The 21,338-nt window shown below is 61.1% G+C and carries 19 protein-coding genes; 5 read left to right on the top strand and 14 right to left on the bottom strand.

Annotated features, from left to right (window positions below; translation table 11 throughout):
- Window positions 1–114: 114 nt before the first annotated feature.
- Window positions 115–990: an EAL domain-containing protein gene (locus G3A50_RS13060; RefSeq protein ID WP_425483405.1), complete on the top strand. Its 876-nt coding sequence runs from the start codon at window positions 115–117 to the stop codon at window positions 988–990.
- 405 nt (window positions 991–1,395) lie between these two features.
- On the opposite strand, the gene G3A50_RS22835 is transcribed toward G3A50_RS13060, so the two are convergent.
- From G3A50_RS22835 to G3A50_RS13025, 8 genes are all read right to left on the bottom strand, one after another.
- On the bottom strand, window positions 1,396–1,527 hold the full coding sequence (locus G3A50_RS22835; protein WP_281355810.1) for a hypothetical protein: 132 nt from the start codon (window positions 1,525–1,527) through the stop codon (window positions 1,396–1,398).
- Between the two features lie 127 nt (window positions 1,528–1,654).
- On the bottom strand, window positions 1,655–1,927 hold the full coding sequence (gene minE / locus G3A50_RS13055) for a cell division topological specificity factor MinE (protein WP_163075680.1): 273 nt from the start codon (window positions 1,925–1,927) through the stop codon (window positions 1,655–1,657).
- Window positions 1,924–2,736: a septum site-determining protein MinD gene (gene minD, locus G3A50_RS13050; RefSeq protein WP_163075679.1), complete on the bottom strand. Its 813-nt coding sequence runs from the start codon at window positions 2,734–2,736 to the stop codon at window positions 1,924–1,926. The genes minE and minD overlap by 4 nt, the downstream gene beginning before the upstream one ends.
- A gap of 14 nt (window positions 2,737–2,750) precedes the next feature.
- On the bottom strand, window positions 2,751–3,449 hold the full coding sequence (minC, locus tag G3A50_RS13045) for a septum site-determining protein MinC (protein WP_163075678.1): 699 nt from the start codon (window positions 3,447–3,449) through the stop codon (window positions 2,751–2,753).
- A 216-nt stretch (window positions 3,450–3,665) separates the two neighbouring features.
- Entirely contained in the window at window positions 3,666–3,938 is a 273-nt protein-coding gene (locus tag G3A50_RS13040; protein ID WP_163075677.1) for a hypothetical protein, read from the bottom strand.
- A 128-nt stretch (window positions 3,939–4,066) separates the two neighbouring features.
- Window positions 4,067–5,374, bottom strand: a complete 1,308-nt coding sequence (locus G3A50_RS13035) for a TRAP transporter large permease (protein ID WP_163075676.1) — start codon at window positions 5,372–5,374, stop codon at window positions 4,067–4,069.
- Window positions 5,375–5,387: 13 nt separating this feature from the next.
- A complete protein-coding gene (locus G3A50_RS13030) occupies window positions 5,388–5,891 on the bottom strand; it encodes a TRAP transporter small permease (RefSeq protein WP_163075675.1) in 504 nt (167 codons plus the stop codon).
- Between the two features lie 46 nt (window positions 5,892–5,937).
- Complete coding sequence (locus G3A50_RS13025; RefSeq protein WP_163075674.1) at window positions 5,938–7,035, bottom strand: type 2 periplasmic-binding domain-containing protein; 1,098 nt, start codon at window positions 7,033–7,035, stop codon at window positions 5,938–5,940.
- A 556-nt stretch (window positions 7,036–7,591) separates the two neighbouring features.
- Here G3A50_RS13025 and G3A50_RS13020 point away from each other — a divergent pair.
- Window positions 7,592–9,013 (top strand): aldehyde dehydrogenase family protein, encoded by a 1,422-nt coding sequence (locus G3A50_RS13020; protein ID WP_163075673.1) that lies wholly within the window; start codon window positions 7,592–7,594, stop codon window positions 9,011–9,013.
- A gap of 119 nt (window positions 9,014–9,132) precedes the next feature.
- Here the strand turns inward: G3A50_RS13020 and G3A50_RS13015 are convergent, their stop codons facing one another.
- On the bottom strand, window positions 9,133–9,903 hold the full coding sequence (locus G3A50_RS13015) for an SDR family NAD(P)-dependent oxidoreductase (protein WP_425483474.1): 771 nt from the start codon (window positions 9,901–9,903) through the stop codon (window positions 9,133–9,135).
- Window positions 9,904–10,133: 230 nt separating this feature from the next.
- Window positions 10,134–10,919: an alpha/beta hydrolase gene (locus tag G3A50_RS13010; protein WP_163075671.1), complete on the bottom strand. Its 786-nt coding sequence runs from the start codon at window positions 10,917–10,919 to the stop codon at window positions 10,134–10,136.
- A 469-nt stretch (window positions 10,920–11,388) separates the two neighbouring features.
- On the opposite strand from G3A50_RS13010, the gene G3A50_RS13005 reads away from it, so the two are divergent.
- Window positions 11,389–12,333 carry an AEC family transporter gene (locus G3A50_RS13005; protein ID WP_163075670.1) on the top strand — a complete coding sequence of 315 codons (945 nt, stop codon included), beginning with the start codon at window positions 11,389–11,391 and terminating at the stop codon, window positions 12,331–12,333.
- Window positions 12,334–12,391: 58 nt separating this feature from the next.
- Complete coding sequence (locus G3A50_RS13000) at window positions 12,392–13,000, top strand: short chain dehydrogenase (RefSeq protein WP_163075669.1); 609 nt, start codon at window positions 12,392–12,394, stop codon at window positions 12,998–13,000.
- A 303-nt stretch (window positions 13,001–13,303) separates the two neighbouring features.
- Here G3A50_RS13000 and G3A50_RS12995 read toward each other — a convergent pair whose 3' ends face one another.
- From G3A50_RS12995 to G3A50_RS12985, 3 genes are all read right to left on the bottom strand, one after another.
- Complete coding sequence (locus tag G3A50_RS12995; protein ID WP_163075668.1) at window positions 13,304–14,893, bottom strand: DHA2 family efflux MFS transporter permease subunit; 1,590 nt, start codon at window positions 14,891–14,893, stop codon at window positions 13,304–13,306.
- Complete coding sequence (locus G3A50_RS12990) at window positions 14,890–16,065, bottom strand: HlyD family secretion protein (RefSeq protein WP_163075667.1); 1,176 nt, start codon at window positions 16,063–16,065, stop codon at window positions 14,890–14,892. Before G3A50_RS12990 ends, G3A50_RS12995 begins: the two co-directional genes overlap by 4 nt.
- Window positions 16,066–16,493: 428 nt before the next feature.
- Window positions 16,494–19,415, bottom strand: coding sequence for a winged helix-turn-helix domain-containing protein (locus tag G3A50_RS12985; protein WP_281355809.1), 2,922 nt, complete (start codon window positions 19,413–19,415; stop codon window positions 16,494–16,496).
- Between the two features lie 409 nt (window positions 19,416–19,824).
- Between G3A50_RS12985 and G3A50_RS12980 the strand changes: the two genes are divergently transcribed.
- Window positions 19,825–20,136 (top strand): hypothetical protein, encoded by a 312-nt coding sequence (locus G3A50_RS12980; protein WP_163075665.1) that lies wholly within the window; start codon window positions 19,825–19,827, stop codon window positions 20,134–20,136.
- 65 nt (window positions 20,137–20,201) lie between these two features.
- On the opposite strand, the gene G3A50_RS12975 is transcribed toward G3A50_RS12980, so the two are convergent.
- A complete protein-coding gene (locus tag G3A50_RS12975) occupies window positions 20,202–21,287 on the bottom strand; it encodes an AraC family transcriptional regulator (RefSeq protein ID WP_163075664.1) in 1,086 nt (361 codons plus the stop codon).
- Window positions 21,288–21,338 lie beyond the last annotated feature (51 nt).

Below are 21,338 nucleotides of genomic sequence, written 5' to 3'. Positions count from 1 at the left end.
CTCGACCTTCAGATGCCCGGTTATGATGGCGTGGAAACAATCCGTGCCCTGGCGGAACGGGGCAGCGATGCACGCATCGTTCTTATCAGCGGGGTGGATGCCAAGGTTCTGGACATGGCGGCGCTGCTCGGTCGGGAGCGCGGGCTCGACATCGCAGGGACACTGACCAAACCCTGGCGCATGACCAGTCTGAACGAATTGCTGGATCGCATCGTCCACAAAAATCCGCTCGGTGCCGATGCCATGGCACGGGGCATTGAGAACGATGAATTCTTTCTGCACCTGCAGCCGAAGGTGGCATTGCCCGGCGGCAGGATCACCGGTTTTGAAGCGCTGGTGCGCTGGGAACATCCTCAGCTCGGTCTCCAGTCACCGGTTAATTTCATCCCTCTGGCCGAGCAGACCGGAGTGATCGAACCGTTGACGCGCTGGGTTCTCGGGCGCGCCGCCGACACCCTGGCAGACTGGAAGCGCGAGGGCGTGGAGACCCGTATCGCGGTCAATGTGTCCGCGCGCAACCTCATGTCGCTTACCGTCGCCGATGAATTCGCGCAGATCGTGAAGGCGCGAGGGCTGGAATGTTCAAGCTTCATCCTTGAACTCACCGAAACTGCGGCGGTCACCAATCTGGTCGACGCACTAGACATTCTGGTGCGGCTGCGGCTGAAGGACTTCGCGCTCTCGATCGACGATTTCGGCACGGGCTATTCGTCATTGGCGCAGCTCCAGCGCCTGCCCTTCTCGGAGCTGAAGATCGACCGCTCCTTCGTGTCTGTCAGCGCCACATCCACCGAGGCGGCCAACACGATCCGTGCGACGGTCGAACTCGCCCGGCGGCTTCAGCTCGATCTGGTTGCCGAAGGTGTCGAGACGGAAACCGTTGAACGCACGCTGATCGACCTCGGAGTCCCTCACGCCCAGGGCTACCGCTATGGTCGACCGGAGCCGGCCGAGGTCTGGGGGCCACGCCTGCGCCAGCGGGTTGAATGACGCCCGGCGCCGCCACGCACTCGAAAATTGCCTGCGCCAAAGATGTCGAGGCAATGGAAGAACGCCTTCTCGACCTCCCCGATCACCTTCAAAGGATCGCGGAAGCCGACGGTCGTCATTGCCGTTGCCCCAAGCTTCTATCGAATGGAACGTAGAGGCGACGTCAGTTGGCGACGGCCATCCGAGCTTTGGGTGGGGCGCGACGGAGTGCCACTCGATCGGAGTCGCGCCTGCCCTGGCAGTAAGACGTTAAGAGGCAGCTCGCCGCGATTGCAGCTCACGATCATCCTCGGTCGGTCTCGCTCGGTCAGCAGCCCGTAAAGCTCACCTGCGACCTTCACGCCCAACAGTGACGTGTCCGCCAATGGCAGCAGCGACGCGGCGTCACTGATGAAAGACGTACCCTCACTTGATGTGATCGAAGCCGGCGTCCACCAATTCGAATTCCCGGAAGCCACCGGGCTCGCGGATCTCCAGCGCGGTATGATCGTCGAGGCGACGCCGCCCCTCACCTAGTCGCACGCGGTCGATCTTCATACCGGACGCATCCAGCGTCACATCATCCCGTTCATTTCTCAAAACAGAAGCGGGCTCGTCCCGGCGCGACCGAGCCCGTTCGGGTCGTTCACGCCGGGACGAGCCCGCCCCAAATCCGCTTTCGCCTTCAGGCCGCCTGGCTGGTCGGCAGGCCGACATCGCCGCGCACCTCGACCTCAATCTCGAGGATCGACATCGGCGTCCCACGCTCCAGGCGAACCTTCACATTGTCCTGTTCGCACGGTACGTGTTTCGCGACGACGGCCAGGATGTCCTCGCGCAAGCGCGCCAGCAGATCGTTGCCGCCTACCACCTGGCGCTCATGCGACAGCAGAATTTGCAGCCGTTCCCGCGCCTGGGGCGCGCTGGTGTTGGAGAATAGGCGCTTCCACAATGTCATGCCGCCCTCCGCAGGAGTTTGCTGAACAGACCGCCACGCTGCCGGGGCATCTCCATGGCAATGTTCTCGCCCTTGAGACGCAGCGCTGCGTCGTGATAGGCGCGCGCCGGCGCGCTGTTGGGGTCGTGGATCGAGACCGGAACGCCCATGTTGGACGCCTTAAGCACGTCGCCGCTCTCGGGCACGATCCCGAGCAGTGGGAGCGACAGGATTTCCAGGACGTCCTCGGTCTTCAGCATATCGCCGCGTGCCGCCCGGACATGATCGTAGCGCGTCAGCAGCAGGCGCTTGTCGACCGTCTCTCCACGCTCTGCCTTCAGCGTCTTCGCGTCCAGAATGCCGACGATGCGGTCGCTGTCGCGTACCGACGACACTTCCGGGTTCGTCACCACGATGGCGATCTCGGCGTGGCGCATGGCGAGAGTCGCCCCGCGCTCAATGCCCGCGGGGCTGTCGCAGATAACCCAGTCGAAATGCTGCGACAGCATCCCGATGACGCGGTCGACGCCCTCTTCCGTCAGCGCATCCTTGTCGCGCGTCTGGGAGGCGGGAAGCAGGAACAGCGAATCCAGTCGCTTGTCCTTGATCAGCGCCTGGGGCAAACGTGCATCGCCCTGGATGACGTTGACGAAGTCGTAAACGACCCGGCGCTCTGCCCCCATGATCAGGTCAAGGTTGCGAAGCCCCACGTCGAAGTCGACGACGACAACTTTATCGCCGGTGCGGGCCAAGGCGGCGCCGATAGCGGCGGTCGTCGTCGTTTTACCGACGCCACCCTTTCCCGACGTGACTGTGATGATCTTAGCCATGTCTTGCTTCGCTCCTAAAGCGCGGTAATCAGCAGTGTTTCATCTGCGGTCGATACTCGAACCGCCTTGCCCCGGAAGACGTCGTCAATGTCCTCAGCCGTCCGATAGGTGCCGTCGACGGCAAGCAGTTCGGCTTCGAGTTTGGTGCAGAAGATCTGAGCCGAGGCGCCGAACGTCGCTCCGGCGATCGCGCGGCCAGCGAGGGTTCCGTAAACATGGATCGACCCGCCAGCTATGATTTCGGCGCCGGCTCCGACGGAACCGATGATCGTCACATCGCCCTCGAGGCATACAAGCGACTGGCCGGAACGAACGCGGCGCTCGACGAGCATATTCACCGGTTCGACAGGCTTGCGTGGTTCTTCCGCCGGCACGGCGACATCGGTGATGGTGAGAGTGCTGTCGCGTCCGCCGCGCAGGATCGGCGGCATGCCGGCATCCACCATGCTCGGACGAACGCCCTCCAGGCCGATCAGTCTTACGCCCCGCGTCGCGAGCTCGCCGATCCAGCGCTCCACATCCGCCTTGTTCTGTGCGGAGTTGGCGAGATCGAGCACCACGGTCCGGCCGTTAAAGAATCCCGGTGAGCGCTGCAGCCAGACGTCGAAGTCGGCCAGCCACGCCTGAAGCGGAACATCGGCTACGAGCGTCATCGCCATGAACGACCGTCCACGGAAACGGATCGATGGCCCGGTTTGACTGACAGCGGTCACGGTTCGAATCTCCCTACCCTGAGTGCAGATTCGGTTAATCTTGGTTAACGGTCCGTTAACCGCCGCAGTTGGCCTGCCCCGATTGAGTGGTCGATTTAAGCCCCTCGTGAGTTTCCGGCCTTCCGCATCCTCTGCGCCACAGCGCCATCTTCCAAAGGCGCGAAAGCCTGCTTCACGGAGAGGCGCCTTTTCGGGGGCCAGGGGCGGAACATCCCGTTACGTTGTCGACTCGAGAACGGTGGCTTCCACCACCTGCCATATTTGCTTCGCGTTGAGCCCGATCTGTTCGGTGGCGCATTCAATCGCCGGCTCCTGCAGCATCCCGCTCGCCATGTGGCGACGGATGACTTCGGCCTGAAGCAGGATAGCCGTCACCGCGTTGGCGAGCGAACAACGCAGATACTCCGCGTCGCTTGGTGAGAGAGCCCGCCGGGCCACAACTACGTCCACCCCGAGGGGAAAACACAGGCGTCTATCGGCTTGACCCATTACCGCCTCCATCGGATTGACGAAACACGGCCAGCGTAGCTCCTGAAGTTCAGAAGCACAGACAAGCATCGTAAAGCGATGTTAAACACAGTAGTGGGCGCTCATTCGAGCCATCCGTCGAGCGCCGTCTAGCCAAGCATTAACGGAAGAAAGAGGACGATGTCGGGCACATAGATGAGCAGTGCCAGCACTGCCATGTCCATCAATCCGAACCAGAATATGCCGCGGAAAATCGCCGAAGTCGGGGCCAGATCGCCAACAACACCCTTGATGACGAACACGTTAAGGCCAATTGGCGGCGTGATCATGCCGATTTCCAGCAGCTTGGTCAGGACGACGCCAAACCAGACCCGCTCAAGGCCCGCCGTCGCCACAAGCGGCAGAACGATAGGCAGGGTGATCAGCATGCAGCTGATCGGCTCGAGAAAGCTTCCGAGAACCAGATAAAGCAGAACGATGGCCAGCATCAGCGCGGCGGGATGGTGGTCAAGAACGGCGAGGCTGTCGGCAATGAATGCACCGGTTCCGCTCAGCGTCAGCAATCTCGCGAGCAGACTCGCGCCGATTCCGATCAGGATCAGGGCGCAGGTTGTCTGCGCAGTATCTCCCACGGCCTCAACAAATTCACGCAGGCTGAGCGAGCGACTTGCAAAACCAATAAGTGCCGCCGCTGCGGCGCCTGCCGCACCCGCTTCAGTGGGGGTGAATACGCCGCCGAACAGTCCGCCGAGGACCAAGAGCATGAGCAATAAGGCCGGCCAGGTCTCGCACAAAGCCGCCCGTCGTTCGGCCGACGTTACGGTGAGATTGGCCGGGGGTGCGAGCGACGGGTCGAGCCGGGTCCGTATGACAATGACCAGGACATAGCCGATCGACGTGAGAAGCCCTGCGCTGATACCCGCCAGGAAAAGCTGCGTCACCGGGACCTCGGCTATCAGCCCGTATAAGATGAGGATGATCGACGGTGGAATGAGAGCGCCGATGGTTCCCGCTACCGCGACAGAACCTGCCGCCAGTTCGGGATGATATTTGGCCTCGATCATCTTCGGGATCGCGATCTTGCCGATCGTGGCCGAGCACGCCAGCGACGATCCACACATCGCGGCAAAGCCGGTGGCACCGAACACCGACGCGATGGCGAGCCCGCCCGGCACGGCCGCCAGCCACAGCCGTGCCAGATTGAACATCCCGTTGGTCAATCCAGCGCGGTGGCAAATGTGACCGAGAAGAAGGAACATGGGCAATGAGCTGAGGATCCAGCTCGCCACGAAATTGAACGGTACAACGCCAAGGGCACCCAGAGCCACCGTCCATCCCTTCATCGCCCACAGGCCGAGGAAGGAGACGCCGATAAGCGCGGGGCCGATGGGTACTCCAAGCAGCAGAACGACAGGCAGCAGAACCAGCGCGCCCAGGCCTATCTCGACACCGCTCACGGCCTGGCTCCGTCTATCGCTCTGGCAAGGTGTCCGTGAGCGGGCGGGGAACGAGACGCAACAGAAAGGCGATCGCCAGAAGGCCTGATCCGAATGGAACCGCGAAATGAGCCGGCCACACCGGCATAACCGCGCTGCCTTGCACCTGCGACGCGCTCACCTGCCAATCGCGCACCGCGTCCGTCCAGCCGCGCCAGGCGACCAGTGCCATGATCAGCGCCGCGGCCAGCCCGCTCGTCGCCCTCATATACCTGCCCAGCCGAGCCGAAAGGAGTGGCATCACGACATCGACCGAAATGTGCGCCCGTCGCCGCTCAACAAGAGCAAGGGGCATGAACACCGCGATCACCATGTAGTAATTTGTCACCGCGGCGAGTGTGCCCGGAAGTGGTACGCCCAGCAGCTTGCGCATCACCACGTCGAGCGCGACATGCACCATCATCAAAAGGATCGCGGCCGCACCCAAAGCGGCCCCTGCCCGCGCGCCCCTTTCAATCAGCCAAATGATCCGCTTCACCCGACGCTCCTGTTTGGCGCAGTTCTCCTGCCGGCTTACCTGGCACTCAGCGGTCAGGATCGCTCACGTCCACTGTCGAATAGAGTTCCTCCCAGTAAATGTCTGCCAGTTGCTCGGCGGAGGAGACCTGCTGCACACGCAGCGCCCATTGCTCGAGAATAGGCAGGAACTCATCGAGAATCTGCTGGCTGCGTGCGACGCCTTGCGCGGTGTAGAGTTCTGCGAGCCGGCGCAGGTCGGCTTCCGCGAAGCGCGCACTCGCCTCCCGCATCGAAGCGTCGGCTTCGTAGACTTCCCCGCCTGCCGCCATAATCTGCTCGATCACCTGCTGCTCACCCTGGCTGTAAGCCCAATTGGCCACGGCGGTGCCCTGGGCGGTGGCCTTCATCACGGCGCTGCGCTCCGCCGCCGTCAAACTGCGCCAGGTGTCGCGGTTCACGTTGGCGAATGCCCCCACATAGACGCCACCGGGAATATCCACCGTGACAGCGTGGACCGAGTTGCTCAGTCCAAAGCCACGGACATCAGGAAGGGACAAGACGACGCAATCGATGATGCCCTGCGCCAACGCCTCGAGCATCTCGTTGCCGGCCATGGTGATGGGCACGGCCTGCACGGCCTCGGCCCAGCGCGCCCAATTCGCTCCGCCGACCCGAAGCCGTGAACCACGAAGCTCGGCCATGGTGCGAATGGGGCGGACGCAACTGAGAGCATACGGGGTCGTCGCCGCGGCGCCGGTGTAGATCTGGTTCTGGTGGGCGAACTCCGCGATGCATTCCGGGCAGCGTTTCAGGATGAACTCAGCCAGGGCCGGCGCATAGGCGACACCTTTCAGGCGACGGGGAAGATCTGAAAACCTGTCCAACACCATGGATGCGTCATGGAGCAGGTTGATCGTGGGATATTCACCCGACTGGTAGGTCGTCAGCACCATGCCAACATCAGCCAACCCGGCCCGCAGCCCGGACGATGTTTCGGCAAGGTTCAGCAGCGACAGGGCATAGACGTGCGCTGTAACCTTGCCACCTGTTTCGTCGCTAAGCGTCGCAGCAAACGCCTGCGCACCCTTGACCGCTGGGGACTGCGGGGGATGGCCGATGGCAAAGGACAGCTCCGCCGCGTTCAGCGGACCGAGTGCTGCCATCAGAAGAAACCCACTCAAGGCGTATGAGGCTCTGTGGCTCAACCTGGCACACTCACACCCGCTCTCTCGCAGGCCGGACAAGAGGCCACTCCACGCCCTAAAAGGTGACGCGAGGGATCATCAGACAGGTCTGCTGCCCAGCACCTGCTATGGCTCACCTGAATACTAGCGTAAATTGGCGGGCATAGAAATGTAATTGCGGGGTCGTGCCGCCACCTCGAACGCAGACCGTCAAATTCACGCGACGGCGATGGGACGCGGTTCGATTAAGTAAGCCGGTGGACAAGTCTCCGATCTGGGCGTCGACAGACGGTTCCCCAGTTTATTTCTGCCGCCTGAAGAGGTTCAAAACTTTCATCGATACAAAATCTCAGAGCTCGACCGCGGACCGTGCGTGTTCACCTCGAACGGGCGCTGAGATCATGGGTTTTACGCGATTTTACAGGGCTGAACGAGCCAAGTCGCAGCCGTCGAGCCATCATTCTCGGGGCTCATCGATGGACGTCGTCGTGAACACCTAGGGGGAGTCTCACGCCCGACGCCGGGGATCTCGGAAATGGTGGTCTATATCCATAACTTCATCGGCGGTCGACGGATGGAGCCACTGGGCAGCGAGGCATGCGAGGTGCGCTCGCCATTCAATGGCAAATGGGTGGGCGTCGCACCGCTTGCCAGTCTTGCGGATGTGGATCTCGCCATAGCGACAGCCCGGCAAGCAATCGACCGTGAAGCCCGCTCCGGACAGTCGCTGTCGCAGCGAACGGAGGTCGTCGAGCGCTTTCTGTCGACCTACCTGAAACGGTTGCCGTCGCTGTCCGGGCTCATCACCCGCGAGAACGCGACACCGCTGTGGGGGAATGTCCTCCTCGGCGATGAGCTGACAGCAAGGGCCGCCTCCCACGTGGAAGCCGCTCGGTCCAACCTGTCCAGATGCGGTACGGGGACCGCGGAGATGGCGCTCATCGCCAAGCCGGCGGGCTTGGTGGCGGCCATGCCTGCGTGGCACGCTCCGCAGAACATGGCGATAGGCTGGCTCATCCCTGCCATTCTGGCGGGCTGTGCGATCATACTGGCGCTGAACCCCATCACCGCTCTGGACGGCCAGACAATCGGCGAGCTCATGATGGAGGCAGGCCTGCCCGAAGGCTTGCTCAGTATTCTCGTGACCAGCGAAGAGACGGCCGGCTATCTCGCCGGGCATCCCGGCGTCGACCGCGTCGCGGTATCCTCGTCGGATCCAACCGGCCGATACCTTGCCTCCATTGCGGCGTCGCGTTCGAAGTCGCTGACATTGGACATCGGGCGACGATCGGCGGCGATCATCCTTCCTGACGTTGACATCGCATCGGCGGTCGAGGGCCTGCGCGACAACAGCCTGCTCGCCAATGGCCAATGGCCTGGGCGTCAGGATCGCTTCCTTGTGCCACGCCATCGCCAGGGCGAGCTCACAAAAGCTCTGAACGAAGCTCTCGCCAGACTGCGATTGGGCGACCCTCTGGCGCTCAGCACTGACATTGGGCCGCTCATCTCCAGACAGCAGCGAAACGCGGTGATGCGCGCGATCGAGCACGCGATCGCCGCGGGGGCGGAACTGGCGTCAGGCGGCGAACCGGTCGATCCCGGCGATGCCTCTGGCGCCTTCTTCCAACCAACCGTCGTCGCGAACACGCCCCGGCAGATGAACATTACACTGGAGACCATACCAGGCCCCGTCATTCTGGTGATCCCCTATGACGAGATAGACCAGGCCATCGGCATTTCGAACGAGGGTGGCTATGGAGCGACGGCTGCTGTCTGGACCTCCGATTCCGCCCTCGCCCGGGTCATCGCGGGTCGGCTACGCGCGCGCGTGGTGTCGATCAATGGTCCGAACGCTGAAGGGCATGCCCCCTCATCCCAGCATCGCCGGGGTATGGGTCACATGGATGGGCTTCGAGGAGTGGACGAGTTTGTCGAATGGCAAGCACTGGTCACGTGAACGACGGTGCCCAGCGTGAGGGCGCGCAGGGGACGTCTGCCTGACCGCTTCGTACAACGCTGGTCAGACGCAGCGGCAAAGAAGCCCAGACGTCCCCAATGGACTAGAGAGACTTACAGCTAGATCGACATGCCTCCGGACACCTCGATGCGCTGCGCATTGACCCAACGGTTCGCCTCCGAAAGAAGTGACGCGACCATGGGGCCGATATCGTCCGGCTGTCCCACCCGCCCCAGCGCCGTCATCTCTGCGACGCGGCGTGCTAGGTCGGGGTCGTCACGCACCATGCCACCACTGAAATCCGTTGCGATAGCACCAGGTGCGACGACATTCACAGCGATCGATCTCGGGCCCAGTTCCTTCGCCATGTAGCGCGTCAAGACCTCCACGGCCCCCTTCATCGCGCCATAGGCGGCGCTGCCGGGGACAATAATGCGCGTCAGTCCAGATGAGACATTCACGATGCGCCCGCCGTCGCGGATGAGCGGCAGCAGCTTCTGCGTGAGGAAGAACACGCCCTTGAAATGGACATGGTAGAGCGCGTCCAGCTCCTCTTCCGTCGTCTGCTCGATGGAGTTGTGATGCGAGGTGCCGGCATTGTTGACCAGATAGTCAAACCGGTCGGCACCCAGCTCAGAAAGCGCCTCGCCAACACTCTGGGCGAAGGCATCGAACTTGGCGATATCGCTGGTGTCGAGCGGCAGCGCGATCGATCGGCCGCCACGCTCGGCGACTTCGTCAACGACCCGGTCGGCCTCGGCACGGTTCACGCGGTAGGTGAAGATCGTACGCACGCCGTCCTTCGCAAGGGCGAGAATGGTGCTGCGCCCAAGGCCGCGGTTGCCACCCGTGACGATGGCGATTTTTTCAGAAGGCGTAACATCCGAAATGACGGTCATTGCTTCCTCCATATTCGCGGTCATCGCCGCATCGTCACCGTCTCGGTGACATCGTTATTGCCTGGGACGGCATGGACTAGGGGCAGATGGCCCCCCAGACAGACACCGTCCGGCTCCTCGGTCAGATGCTCATCGCTTGCCTCTTTCGACGGCGCGGGAGGCCCCATTCCAAGGAACGGAAGCCTCCCAATTCCACCGGATGCTCCATGATCCGGCCGCAGTCAGTTCGCCGCCTCGCCAACGTCGCGTGCCGCTTCTTCGATAACGGCGGCAACCTGGACCGGATGCGATTCGTAGACTGAATGGCTGGCACCCTCGACGACGATGAAAGGCGCCTTGGCCCGTTCGTAGTAGAAGCGTTCGAGATCGGGATTGATGATCTGGTCGTTGCCCGCGACGATGCCCCAGCTCGGCTTGCTCTTCCAGGCGGCAGCGGTCAGCGGGGTGCTAAAGACTTCCTTCTTGGCAAGTACCTGAGAACGGGCCTCGAACCCGGCCTGCTCCTTCGGCAGGTCAGGGGCGAACAACTTCGGAAACAGGTCAGGGGCCAGATAAGTGAACCCGTCCGGAGTTACCTTGATCGCGCCAGCGGTCTTGCCCAGCACGCTCGGCATCTTCTTGCTGAGCATGCCTTCATCCTCGCCGACGTCCGGCGCATGGGCCGCGACATAGACGAGGCCAACGACCTTGGGGTGCACGCCGGCCTCGGTAATGATGGAACCGCCATAGGAGTGGCCGACCAGGATCGCGGGGCCATCCTGCATGTCGAGCACGCGCTTCGCCGCGGCGACGTCATTGGCAAAGGAGGTCTCCGGCTCCTGCACCATCGACACGTGGAAGCCCTTGCCCGACAGGATCTCGTACACCGGCTTCCAGCCGGAGCCGTCGACCCAGGCGCCGTGCACCAGGACGATGTTTTTGATCGGTTCGGCGATCGCCGAAACCGGCGCAGCGAAAGCCAGCAGCGAAGCCAGAAGCGTGGCGGCGCTAACACGGGGAAATGGCATGGCATCACCTCATCTGTGAAAACGACTTTGCCCTATTGGCAAGGAGCAGATTTTCAGGGAGGAGCCGGATACGCGAGTAAATATACGAAAATTCGTGAAAACAAATGTTATTACTATAACAATATACGTAATAATATAGATTATTGCAATATAATTTCTATATAATGAAATATAAATATCAAATATATTTATTTATTACGTAATAACGCGGTGAATTTAGATAATTACAACATCCATATCTCTCATAGCTGGCGTTTTCAACGTTTTACATGACCCCGACCATATTTCTTCTATTATCCCAAGATCATAATATCACATTTTGCAGCCTAAGCAGAAAGAGGCACAAATCAAATCATCGGCGACAAAATGCGAAGAAAATCCCGACAATTCGCATGATTTGAGCGTGCACAAACTCCTACGCGCACCACCAGCAATATCCGATCTCACAAATTGAGATACGAGCACGATCATGCACACCATTCTCATGGCACTTGCGCCGCTCTTCTTCGTGATGGCACTCGGCTACATTGCCGGTCGAATCAAAATCATCGATAATCACCAAGTTGGCGGCCTGAATTCCTTGACGATGGACTTCGCGTTGCCCTCGGCGCTATTTGTCGCGATAGCTTCGGCGCCTCGCAGCGAGATGATAGCACAGGCCCCGCTCTTCCTGCTGCTCAGCGCCGTTATGCTCATCGTGTTCTGCGGCTGGTATGTCGTCGCCCGCCGCTATCTGGCGGCCGATCACGTCGAGGCCGCGCTGCAGGCACTGACGGTCGCCTTTCCGAACCTTGCCGGTGTCGGCCTTCCTGTCGCCGCCGCCGTGCTTGGGCCGATGGGCACGATTCAGGTTGCTATCGCGCTCGCGGCCGGGTCCGTTGTTGTCAGCCCCATCACTCTCGTCATTGTGGAGCTCTATGCCCAGAACGGCACAGCGCCTGATGGAGGGAACGAGCGCCTCCTGAGGGCGCTTCGGCGGGCGCTGACGAAGCCGGTTGTGGTCGCGCCATTGGCCGGCATCGCTCTTTCCTTGGCTGACATTCAGCTCGGTCCGGTATTGACGGCAAGCCTTTCGCTCATCGGACAGGCGGCGGCCGGTGCGGCCCTGTTCCTGACCGGTCTTGTGCTGTCGGCACAATCATTTAGACCCCGTTGGAGGGTGATGGCCGCGACCTTGGCGGCCGACATCATCCGTCCACTGCTTGCCGTGGCCACCACCGCCATTTTCGCCGTTCCCATGGAAACGGCCAGGGTAACCATTCTTCTCGCCGCTATTCCGTCTGGCTTCTTCGGCATCCTTTTCGCCGTCAGTTACGGGCGGGATTCCGCGACAGTGGGGTCAATCGTGATTGCGAGCACACTCTTCAGCGCCGTGACGATGGCGCTGATCATCGCTCTTCTATTCCCAGCATAAATGAGGACTTGAGCAAGCTCCGCCTGGAGTTGGCTTTGATCTGAACCGGAGAAGAAAGATGAAAGCTGTTGTTATTGGAACGGGCACGATCGGTTCTGCGGTACAGCAGATACTGAAGGATCATGGCCATGAAGTCGTGACTGTCGGACGGAGCTCGGGCGATCGCCAGGCCGACATGACCGACATCCAAAGCCTGACGGAACTGTTCAGCAGCCTGGGCAGGTTCGACGCGGTGGCCAGCGCCGCCGGGGATGTGTTCCCGGCCCCCTTTGAACTCGCCAGCGACGAACAGTGGGCAAATTCCATCGCCGCCAAGGGCATGGGACAGATCAATCTCGTGCGGGCGGCCTTGCGGTTCATCGCCGATGGAGGATCCTTCACGCTGGTCTCGGGAGTTCTCACAGATGAGCGTATCCCGGCTGGGACGATTGGAACCACCGTGAATCACTTGGTCGAGGGATTCGTGAAAGGAGTTGCAGAAGAATTGCCTCGCGGCCTGCGAATCAACTGTGTCAGCCCGACCGTCCTTTCAGAGGCAACGGCCTTCCACCCTTACTTCAGTGGCTACACCCCTGTTCCCGCCCGGGAGGTCGCCCAGGCCTATTTGAGGGCGATGACGAACCCGATGACCGGCCGTATTCTCAAGCTCCACAAGACCGACTGCTGAGCGAACGAACTTCCGGTTCACGCATGGCGGTTGGCGTGATGTCGCGCTCAATTTCCATCCGGGCATCAGTGCCCCTGATATGAGAGGCGCGATCTGATTCAGGCTCCGCAGGGAGACTGAAGATGAGCGACTTGAGCTCGATCCGCAGGACTGCGTCAAAGCGGGCAACAAGGACTGATCCGAGACCATTTTCTGGACCGCCGGAAGCCGGAGGAGGATCAGTCGCGCAGGTCGATATCCATCGTCTCAGCGGCGCACCGAAAGGGCAAACCAACCAGCTTTTAGCCGGCAACCGGTTCAATATCAGGAATGACGCCCGCCACTGGCGCCTCCTGGCGCCATGGCAACCCTCGTGAGAATGACAGCGATCGCGGCGATGGCCAGGATGACGGCCATTACATAGAACGCGTCAGAAAAGGCCATTATCAGCGCCTGTTGGGCGACGAGATTGCCGAGCAGGATCTCTGCCTGATGATACGAGCGCCCGGGATCCGGTACCCCATGAGATTCGAAGTACAGCTGCAGCCGGGTCAGAAATGATTGGTCCACAACATTGGCCGATGTCACGGACTGACCGATAATGTTTGAATGAAATTGCTCGCGCTTGGTGATGATGGTCGCCAAGGCCGCGGTTCCGATCGCGCCACCCAAGCTTCGCAGCATGTTGAAAAGCCCAGAAGCCGCCGCAGAATCCTTGGGAGGAATATTCGCCATCGCAATGGCTGACAAAGGCGCGATCAGGAAAGCCTGGCCAAAAGCCCGCACGATGTTGGTAAGCATGAATTGCTCGCCGCCATCGTTGAAACTCAGATGTGTATTCAGCAGGCAGCTCGCTCCGAACACGATGAGTCCCATGCAGACGACGGCCCGCACGTCGACGCGCGCGAGGACGTATGGAACAAAGGGAATGATGAAGAGCTGCGGCAGTCCGGTCCAGGCAAGCACAAGCCCGATCTGTTCGGCGTTATAACCCTGTACAGCATCGAGATAGGCCGGCAGGACGTAGACCGACCCGAACAGCGCGAAGCCGACCAGCATGTTGGCAAACGTGCCCAACCCGAAATTTCGATTTGCCAGCAGACGAAGCTGAACCGCCGGCGCGGTACTTTTGAGTTCGATGACGACAAAGGTGACGAGCATCACGGCCGCGACGATGGCGAGATGCACGATGTAGGGCGAGCCGAACCAGTCGTCCTGGTTGCCTTCATCCAGCACGGTCTGGAGGCAACCAAGACCGACGGCTAATGCGCCAATGCCGAACCAGTCGCCCTTCTTCAGCAACTGCAGTTGCATCGGCTCGTGCTCAAGGGTCGGGAACAGCAAGGCCAACATGGCCGCGCCCGGGATGAGATTGACGAAGAAGATATAGGGCCAGCCATAGTGCTCGGTGAGGTATCCGCCAATCGTCGGCCCGATTGCGGGACCGAAGGTCGCGGTGACCGCGAATGCCGCGAGGCCGATCGGGCGCTGTCCTGGCGGAAGCCTCGTCAACACCGCGGTAAAGGCCATGGGAATCATGACGCCGCCGGTAAATCCCTGCAGGGCGCGCGTGACGATCATCGTGCCAAGATTTGCAGCGAAGGCACAGGCGACAGAAAACAACAGAAATAGGCCGACATTCGTCAGCAGGAAACGGCGGAAGCCAAACACGCTGCTGAGATAAGCGGTCAGCGGAATCATGATGATCTCGCCGATCAGGTAGGACGTGGAAATCCAGGTGCCGTTGTCTGTACCGGTGCCTATGCCGCCTTCGATTTCAGCAAGCGACGAATTGACGATCTGAATGTCGAGCACGGCGATAAGTGCGCCGAGCATGCAGCCGAAGACAATAACCCAGGTTCGCAGCGAGGCTCTCTCGCCGCCCGGGGCGGAGCCGGGAGCGGTGTCGCTCATGACGCTGGCCGCTGAGTGAGCGGCGCCCCCGCCGTATCACGAACATTGATCGTGGCCGTGACCGACATGCCTGGACGCAATTTTCCGGCGAGCGGGTCGGATGGGTCGATACTGATCTTCACCGGGATGCGCTGGACGATCTTCGTGAAATTGCCCGTGGCATTGTCGGGCGGCAGCAGTGCGAACTCCTCCCCGCTGGCGGGCGCTATGCTGTTGACAAAGCCATGGACGATCTCGCCATCAAACGTGTCGACCGAAAACTCGACCGGCTGGCCTGCGCGAACGTGATCGAGCTGCGTTTCCTTGAAGTTGGCGATGACATAGGTGCGGGCAAGCGGGACGATGGCGAGGAGTTGGGTTCCCGGCTGCACATATTGCCCGAGGCGGAGCGAACGGTTTCCGACGACGCCATCAACCGGCGCGGTGATGGTCGTGTAGCCGAGGTTGATCTCGGCCTGCTTCAGCACCGCCTCATTCTGGGCGAGCGTGGCCTTAGCCTGCGCGAGTTCGGCAGTCAGTGTGCCAATCTGCTTTCGCGCCGATTCCAGGGCGGCGACGTCCTTGGTGACAACAGCCTTTGAGCTGGCCACCTGGGCCGTTGCTTGCTGGGCATTCTGTATCGAGCCGTAGCCGTCCTTTGCGAGCGTGCCGAAACGCTGATTATTCTGTTCGGCAAAGACCTCCGCTGCCTTGTCGGCATCGATCGTCGCCTGCGCCTCGGAAATGGCCGCCTGCTGCTGGGCCAGCTCCGCCTCGATGGTGGCGATCGCCGCCTGTGACTGTTGTGTGCCGGCCTTGGCCTGGTCGACCGCTGCCTGGAAGTCCTTCTGCTCTATGATGGCGAGGACTTGACCTGCCTTTACGATCTGATTGTCGTTGACCATAAGCTTGGCGATGTTGCCAGCGACCTGCGGCGCGATCGTCACGATGTCGGCCTGCACATAGGCATCATCGGTTGAGACCTCGAAACGCCACTGGGTCCAGTATGCCCAGCCAGCGTAGAGACCGCCGCCGAGCACGCCAGCGAGCAGGACGACCGTTAGGACTACCCGCAAAATGGAACGTAATCCGCCCAATCGGGAGGCTGTGCTGTCGACGCCTGCAACGCTGGGCGGAACATCTTCTGGTTGTTGAATGCGTTTCGCCGTTTCCATGATCGTCACGCTAGCCATGAGAGCGCCCCATATTGATTGCTCCAGCCCCGACAGTGTGGCAGGCTTCTTCGGTCGGACTCTTTCAAGACGCACGATATTTCTATGAACTAGGGTTTTCAGTTATTTTTCAAAAATAATATTTTAATTAAATACAAAAAATTCATCAAGCACATATATGAAATATATATAACTACTCTTGTATGAAGCATTATTATTATGTATATATTAAGTGGACTAAAAATATTACTGTACCAATACGTGATATTCAAAGACATTTATCCTTCGACACGCCGGATGCGGGTCAACATCTCACGGCTTTCACCAGCGCGCGCAAATACCCCTGCAACGGCGCGAGTCCGCTGGAGCGTCGTCGTAAGAAAAATAGAACAAGTCTTGGAATCAAACGCGTTTAACTGTGTTAAACCGCGTGAATTCGCTGCTGGCTGTTACGTCCGCTTTTCCAGCATCCCGCGCACCAGGGCCGGGTAGTTGAGCGCGCAATCTGGAGAGACCCGGCCACGGCATTCCGCGAGGAGCGCCGCAGTGTCCGCGCGCTCGTTCAGGCAGTGGTTGAGAAGAGCGGCTTTCAGCTCCAGATGATGAGCGGATTGCTGCCGCGCCAATCGCAGGGCGTTCTGGACGAACGGATCAATACTCTCGACGCTCCCGCCGCCAATGATCTCAAGCTCGGCCTGGACAAGTATGAGATCGGCAAGATTGCAGCAGCCCCCAGCCAGCCGCGCATGCTCGATCGCGCCCGCGGCCGTCGAACGTGCCGCGTCAAGCAGGCCAAGCGCCGCCTGGCCGCGCGCAAGGCTGGCCATCATCTCCGTGGCGAGAACCTGATGACCCTCAATACGACAATAGGTGAGTGCACGCTCAATGGCAGCGACGCCTTTGGCCGTCTCACCCAGTTGAACGGCGAGTTGACCCATCAGCCCTTCACCCACCACACGATAGGGGGTTAAGGCGTGACGGCTGGCATGGTCCAGCAGACGGCCTATGCGCTGGCCAGACAGCTCGGTGTCCTCGCTCCACAGCGAAACTGTCGTTCCGTAGATAAGCGCGATGCAGATCGAGACCGGATGACCGCGACGGTCCGCTTCGCGGATGACGTCGACTGCCAGTTGGTGCGATCGCGGTATGTCGCCGCGCAACCAGGCCACCCGTGCCATGACTTCGATGGCCCGCACGCGATGATCGAAACCGAAATAGTCAACATTGGGCGCATCCGTGAAGGGCAGATGCTGAAAGCCGCGTTCGGTGAAGAGCTGCCCCTTGAGTTGATCACCGAGGAGATGATGGCAACATCCCATCATCCAATCGGCCATCGCGAGCACTTCCGGGGTGCCGATGCGCGTACTGAGTTCGGCGCATCGCTCCGCGACACCTAACGCCCCGGCGAAATCGCCGAGCCGGGTGATGAAAATGTGCTCGCCGGCGAGCAGATGAAATTCATGAGAAACTTCGTTCAGCCGGGCTGCAAGCGATTGCCCTTTGCGGATCGCCGAACTGATGGCGCTGCGATTACCCTGCGTGAACATGGCGCCGATCGCCAGTCCTTCGAGCAAAAGCAGCCGCATGTGCTCTCCCTCGGCCTCGTCGCCGAGGGCTTCGAGCCCCAGGTGGCACCAATGCTCACACTCGGCCAGCAGCGAAAGACCGAGGAAGAACGGAGCGGCGATTGCGGCCAGTTGGGCGAAGTCCGCGGCGTTCGTCGCGTCATCCCGTGCCCAGTTGAGTGCGGCACGGACGTCTCCCAGGCGGGCCGCGTGGGCGGATAGATCGCGTCCACTGAAGATCGCTGCGTCAAGTTTATTTTCCTTCAGAACATGAAGGATGTGATGGAGATGGCGGCGCGCCACCTGGTCCCGTTCGCCGGCCTCTTCCAGCTTGCGGGCAGCGAAAACCCGCGTCGTATCGAGCAGGCGGAAATAGACGGGAGAACCGCTTGCCGATGTCCAGATCAGGGACTTGTCTACAAGCCCGGTGACGGCGTTCGCCACCGACAGGCGGTCCTCCTGGCTATCACTCGCGACCGCCAAAGCGTCCTTAAGGGTGAAGAAGCCGGCAAACACCGCCAGCCTTTGAAGAACCATCTGATCGCGCAGCGATAGAAGCGCGTAACTCCAGTCGAACAGAGCCTCCAGGGTCTGATGACGCATTGGCGCGCTGCGGCGCCCCTGCCCATGCAACTGGAAACTCTCCTGCATCATCTCCGCGACACCGTGAAGACCGAACGTGCCGGCCCGGCTTGCAACCAGTTCGATCGCCAGCGCGACACCATCCAGGCGCCGGCAGATACCGCCTATTAACTGGGTCTGCGAATCTTCCAGGGGCGCGCGATACCCGCTCGTCGCGGCGCGGTCCATGAACAGTTGCACGGCGGGAAAGTTGAGCGCTTCAGCCGCCGTCAGGTTGACGCCCTCGGGAGGCATCTCGAGTGGCGGCAGGATGTGGACGTGTTCGCCGCTGACCCGGAGGGCTTCCCGGCTGGTCGCGAGAATATGCAGTTCATCCAAAGACAAAAAAAGCCGCTCGCAAAGGCTCGCCGCCGCGTCGACGAGGTGTTCGCAGCTATCGAGGATCAACAAGGCTCTCGTTCCCCGGAGATGCGCGATGATGGCCTCTTCGGTGTGCCCAGGCTTAGAGACCACCCCCAGCATGCTCCCCAGCGCAGACGGCAGAAGGCACGGATCGCGAACCGGGCTGAGGTCGAGGAAAATCACATCCCCACCGCGCTCGCTCTGGACATACTGACCGACGAGCACAGCGGCCGTGGTCTTGCCCATGCCGCCGGCGCCCACGATCGTGACAAAACGCTGCTTGTCGAGTTGCCCGACAAGAGTCTGTACGCGTTCGTTCAGGCCGATGATGCGAGCGGGTGGCAGGGGAAGTCGCTGCCGGGGACGAGGCGGAAAAGCGGGTGTGCTGGAGGACGCGTCATCTGCCAGCGCGGTCGCAGCGGCAGATGGCGACATGATCGGATCGACAATGGCTGCCGTGGGCGGGGCTATAGAGGCGTCCGACCAATGGAGGGGGGCTACGAAACAATAGCCCCGGCCGACCACGTTCTCGATATACTGTCCCTGCGCTTCGCCGACATTGAGACTCTTGCGCAACGCGGAAATGTGCACGCGGAGATTGGCTTCCTCGACGGTCAAGCCGGGCCATGCATGAGCCAGGAGCTGGCGGTGCGTCAGCACCTGTCCGCAGTTCTCGACCAGAGCGATGAGCAAGTCCATCGCCCGACTTCCGACATGGATGACATCTGCGCCACGCGTCAGCCGACGCCCAACGGGGTTCAGCGTGTAGGGCCCAAATGTCGCCACTCGGCCGCTGCCCGAGCTTTCCGACAGATCAGGCATCTTCAGCTCGATATCGGTGACTGGGCATCGTGCGCGATACCGGACGCGCCGGCGAATGTCGCGCGCAAGGCCCCGGCCGATCCTTGGACGCCAATGGCATGCCAGTCTCCCAAAACCCACTTGCGCCATCGGGCATCGGCGTGACCAAAGCCCGATCAGCCCGTCCGGAAGTACTTCCGGGCATCAGCGTCCGCGCCAGTGGCACTGCACCGTGGCGCCCTGTCGCGGCGCTACGGATGCGTCCTCGTGTCCCCAGTTTACGCAAAGTTCTTCGGGCGAGCTATAGACACGTGCCGAGACTGACTAACCGGCCTCAGTAAGGGAGACGACGGGACAGGCTCCAGCGGACACCGTCCTCTCCCTGCCTTCGAAGCCGTGCCGAAGACGCCAGTGGCGGCTACCGGTTGGAGTGACGAGGAGGCTGGACTTCATCAAGTTCTTCGTCGGCGCCGATGTCGTGATCCTGCCGGATAATGACCAGGCCGGGCGCGAGCATGCCGAGATGGCGGCGCGTGCACTCAAGCCCGTCGCCAGCCGCATTCGCATCGTCGAGCTGCCCGACCTGCCGCGCAAGGGCGACGTGACAGACTGGCTGGATGCCGGCGGCACGGTGGAGAAGCTGCACCGGTTGATCAATCTGCCGCCCAGGTCCGCGTCCAGTCCAAACGGAGACATCCGGCGGGTACGCTTTCCGCCGTTGAGGCGCGCTGGCATTGGGTAGGTGACGGGCTCGTCCGGGAAGCGGCCTCAATCCGCTACCCCGGCGCTTCGGACGATACACGTCTGTCACACGGCGATCTGCGAAGGGAGATGTCGACGAAACTCATGCGGGCTCCTACCCGTCCCCTTGCGAAAGGCGCGGGCGAAATGGGCCGGCGCCGAATAGCCGAGAACCGCTGATATCTCGGTGACCGACGACGTCGTGTCTCGCAAAAGCTCCGCCGCCCTTCTGGTGCGCATGGCGTTCGCAAGTTCGCGAAAATTTGTGCCCTCACGGTTCAGTTCGCGCTGAAGGGTGCGCACGCTCGTGTCGAGAGAACATGCCGCGCTTTCGACCGACACCTCTCCGCTCTGCACCTGCGTCCAGATCTGCTGAAGGATGACATCGCGGACACTATTCAGCGTCCGGCATTCCACCCGTGCCCGGGCGATGTCTGCGACCGTGATCGGCCAGCCTTGGTGACCTGCGGCGCGGCTTCTTGCAAGCTCACTGGCCTCGAAGCACAAGGACAGGCTTGGCGCATCAAAGATGACCGGGCAGTCGAAGGAATCCTCGAAGGCTGTCCGGTGTTTCGGCCGGGCAAGGTCAAACTCGATCCGCAGCGGACGCCACGCAGCGGATAGGAAGTGCCTGCAAAGGCTCAGGAGAATTCCAACGGTGCCGATCGCAACGTGCAGGTAGCCATCAAATACCCTGGCGGCGCTGGCATAGCTGAGCCGCGCCTCGCCGGCACTGACGGCAAGCGACATGGTGTCGCCTTTGCTATGGAAACCGATGGTGCCGATCGCTCGCTCAATGGCTCTGCCCAAGGTCGGAGCGGCAAGCATGTAGTCGGCCCAGCATCCCTTGCTGGCCATGGTCAGGTGGGGCGCGAGAGCAAGCGTGAAATACGGCTCGCCGGACAGTTTCGCGACGGCATCGGCGAAGGTCGTTACTGTCAGATGCGGGATGAAGCAGTTCTGATCCTCGATGGCTTCGATATCGAGCATCGCTGCCCGGTTGGCGCTGTTGAGCAGCCGCTCGCTGAATGCGTTGCGGACGAACCCCGAAACGCCTGCCAGCGCCGTGATGGTGATGAGTGTTGTCGAGCCGAGAGCCGTGTTCGCCGAGAGCCTCCGCGGAACTGGCGCAAAATGGGTGGCGGGAAACATCGCTTTTTGATCTTTCGGCCTAACCGCTCAATTCCAAATCATGGTGCGCCC

The organism is Ancylobacter pratisalsi, assembly GCF_010669125.1.
GTDB lineage: Bacteria > Pseudomonadota > Alphaproteobacteria > Rhizobiales > Xanthobacteraceae > Ancylobacter > Ancylobacter pratisalsi.
The sequence above is the reverse complement of the archived record's forward strand: the minus strand, read 5'-3'. Positions and strand labels throughout refer to the sequence as shown.

What these genes read in the sequence shown, in the direction of transcription:
- G3A50_RS12975 (WP_163075664.1), bottom strand. Translation starts at nt 21,287, where the DNA reads ATGTTTCCCGCCACCCATTTTGCGCCAGTTCCGCGGAGGCTCTCGGCG.
- G3A50_RS13000 (WP_163075669.1), top strand. Translation starts at nt 12,392, where the DNA reads ATGAAAGCTGTTGTTATTGGAACGGGCACGATCGGTTCTGCGGTACAG.
- G3A50_RS13010 (WP_163075671.1), bottom strand. Translation starts at nt 10,919, where the DNA reads ATGCCATTTCCCCGTGTTAGCGCCGCCACGCTTCTGGCTTCGCTGCTG.
- minD (WP_163075679.1), bottom strand. Translation starts at nt 2,736, where the DNA reads ATGGCTAAGATCATCACAGTCACGTCGGGAAAGGGTGGCGTCGGTAAA.
- G3A50_RS22835 (WP_281355810.1), bottom strand. Translation starts at nt 1,527, where the DNA reads ATGAAGATCGACCGCGTGCGACTAGGTGAGGGGCGGCGTCGCCTCGAC.
- G3A50_RS13040 (WP_163075677.1), bottom strand. Translation starts at nt 3,938, where the DNA reads ATGGGTCAAGCCGATAGACGCCTGTGTTTTCCCCTCGGGGTGGACGTA.
- G3A50_RS13060 (WP_425483405.1), top strand. Translation starts at nt 115, where the DNA reads ATGGCGGCGCTGCTCGGTCGGGAGCGCGGGCTCGACATCGCAGGGACA.
- G3A50_RS12990 (WP_163075667.1), bottom strand. Translation starts at nt 16,065, where the DNA reads ATGGCTAGCGTGACGATCATGGAAACGGCGAAACGCATTCAACAACCA.
- G3A50_RS12995 (WP_163075668.1), bottom strand. Translation starts at nt 14,893, where the DNA reads ATGAGCGACACCGCTCCCGGCTCCGCCCCGGGCGGCGAGAGAGCCTCG.
- G3A50_RS13005 (WP_163075670.1), top strand. Translation starts at nt 11,389, where the DNA reads ATGCACACCATTCTCATGGCACTTGCGCCGCTCTTCTTCGTGATGGCA.
- G3A50_RS13025 (WP_163075674.1), bottom strand. Translation starts at nt 7,035, where the DNA reads ATGGCAGCACTCGGTCCGCTGAACGCGGCGGAGCTGTCCTTTGCCATC.
- minE (WP_163075680.1), bottom strand. Translation starts at nt 1,927, where the DNA reads ATGACATTGTGGAAGCGCCTATTCTCCAACACCAGCGCGCCCCAGGCG.
- G3A50_RS13020 (WP_163075673.1), top strand. Translation starts at nt 7,592, where the DNA reads ATGGTGGTCTATATCCATAACTTCATCGGCGGTCGACGGATGGAGCCA.
- G3A50_RS12985 (WP_281355809.1), bottom strand. Translation starts at nt 19,415, where the DNA reads ATGCCTGATCTGTCGGAAAGCTCGGGCAGCGGCCGAGTGGCGACATTT.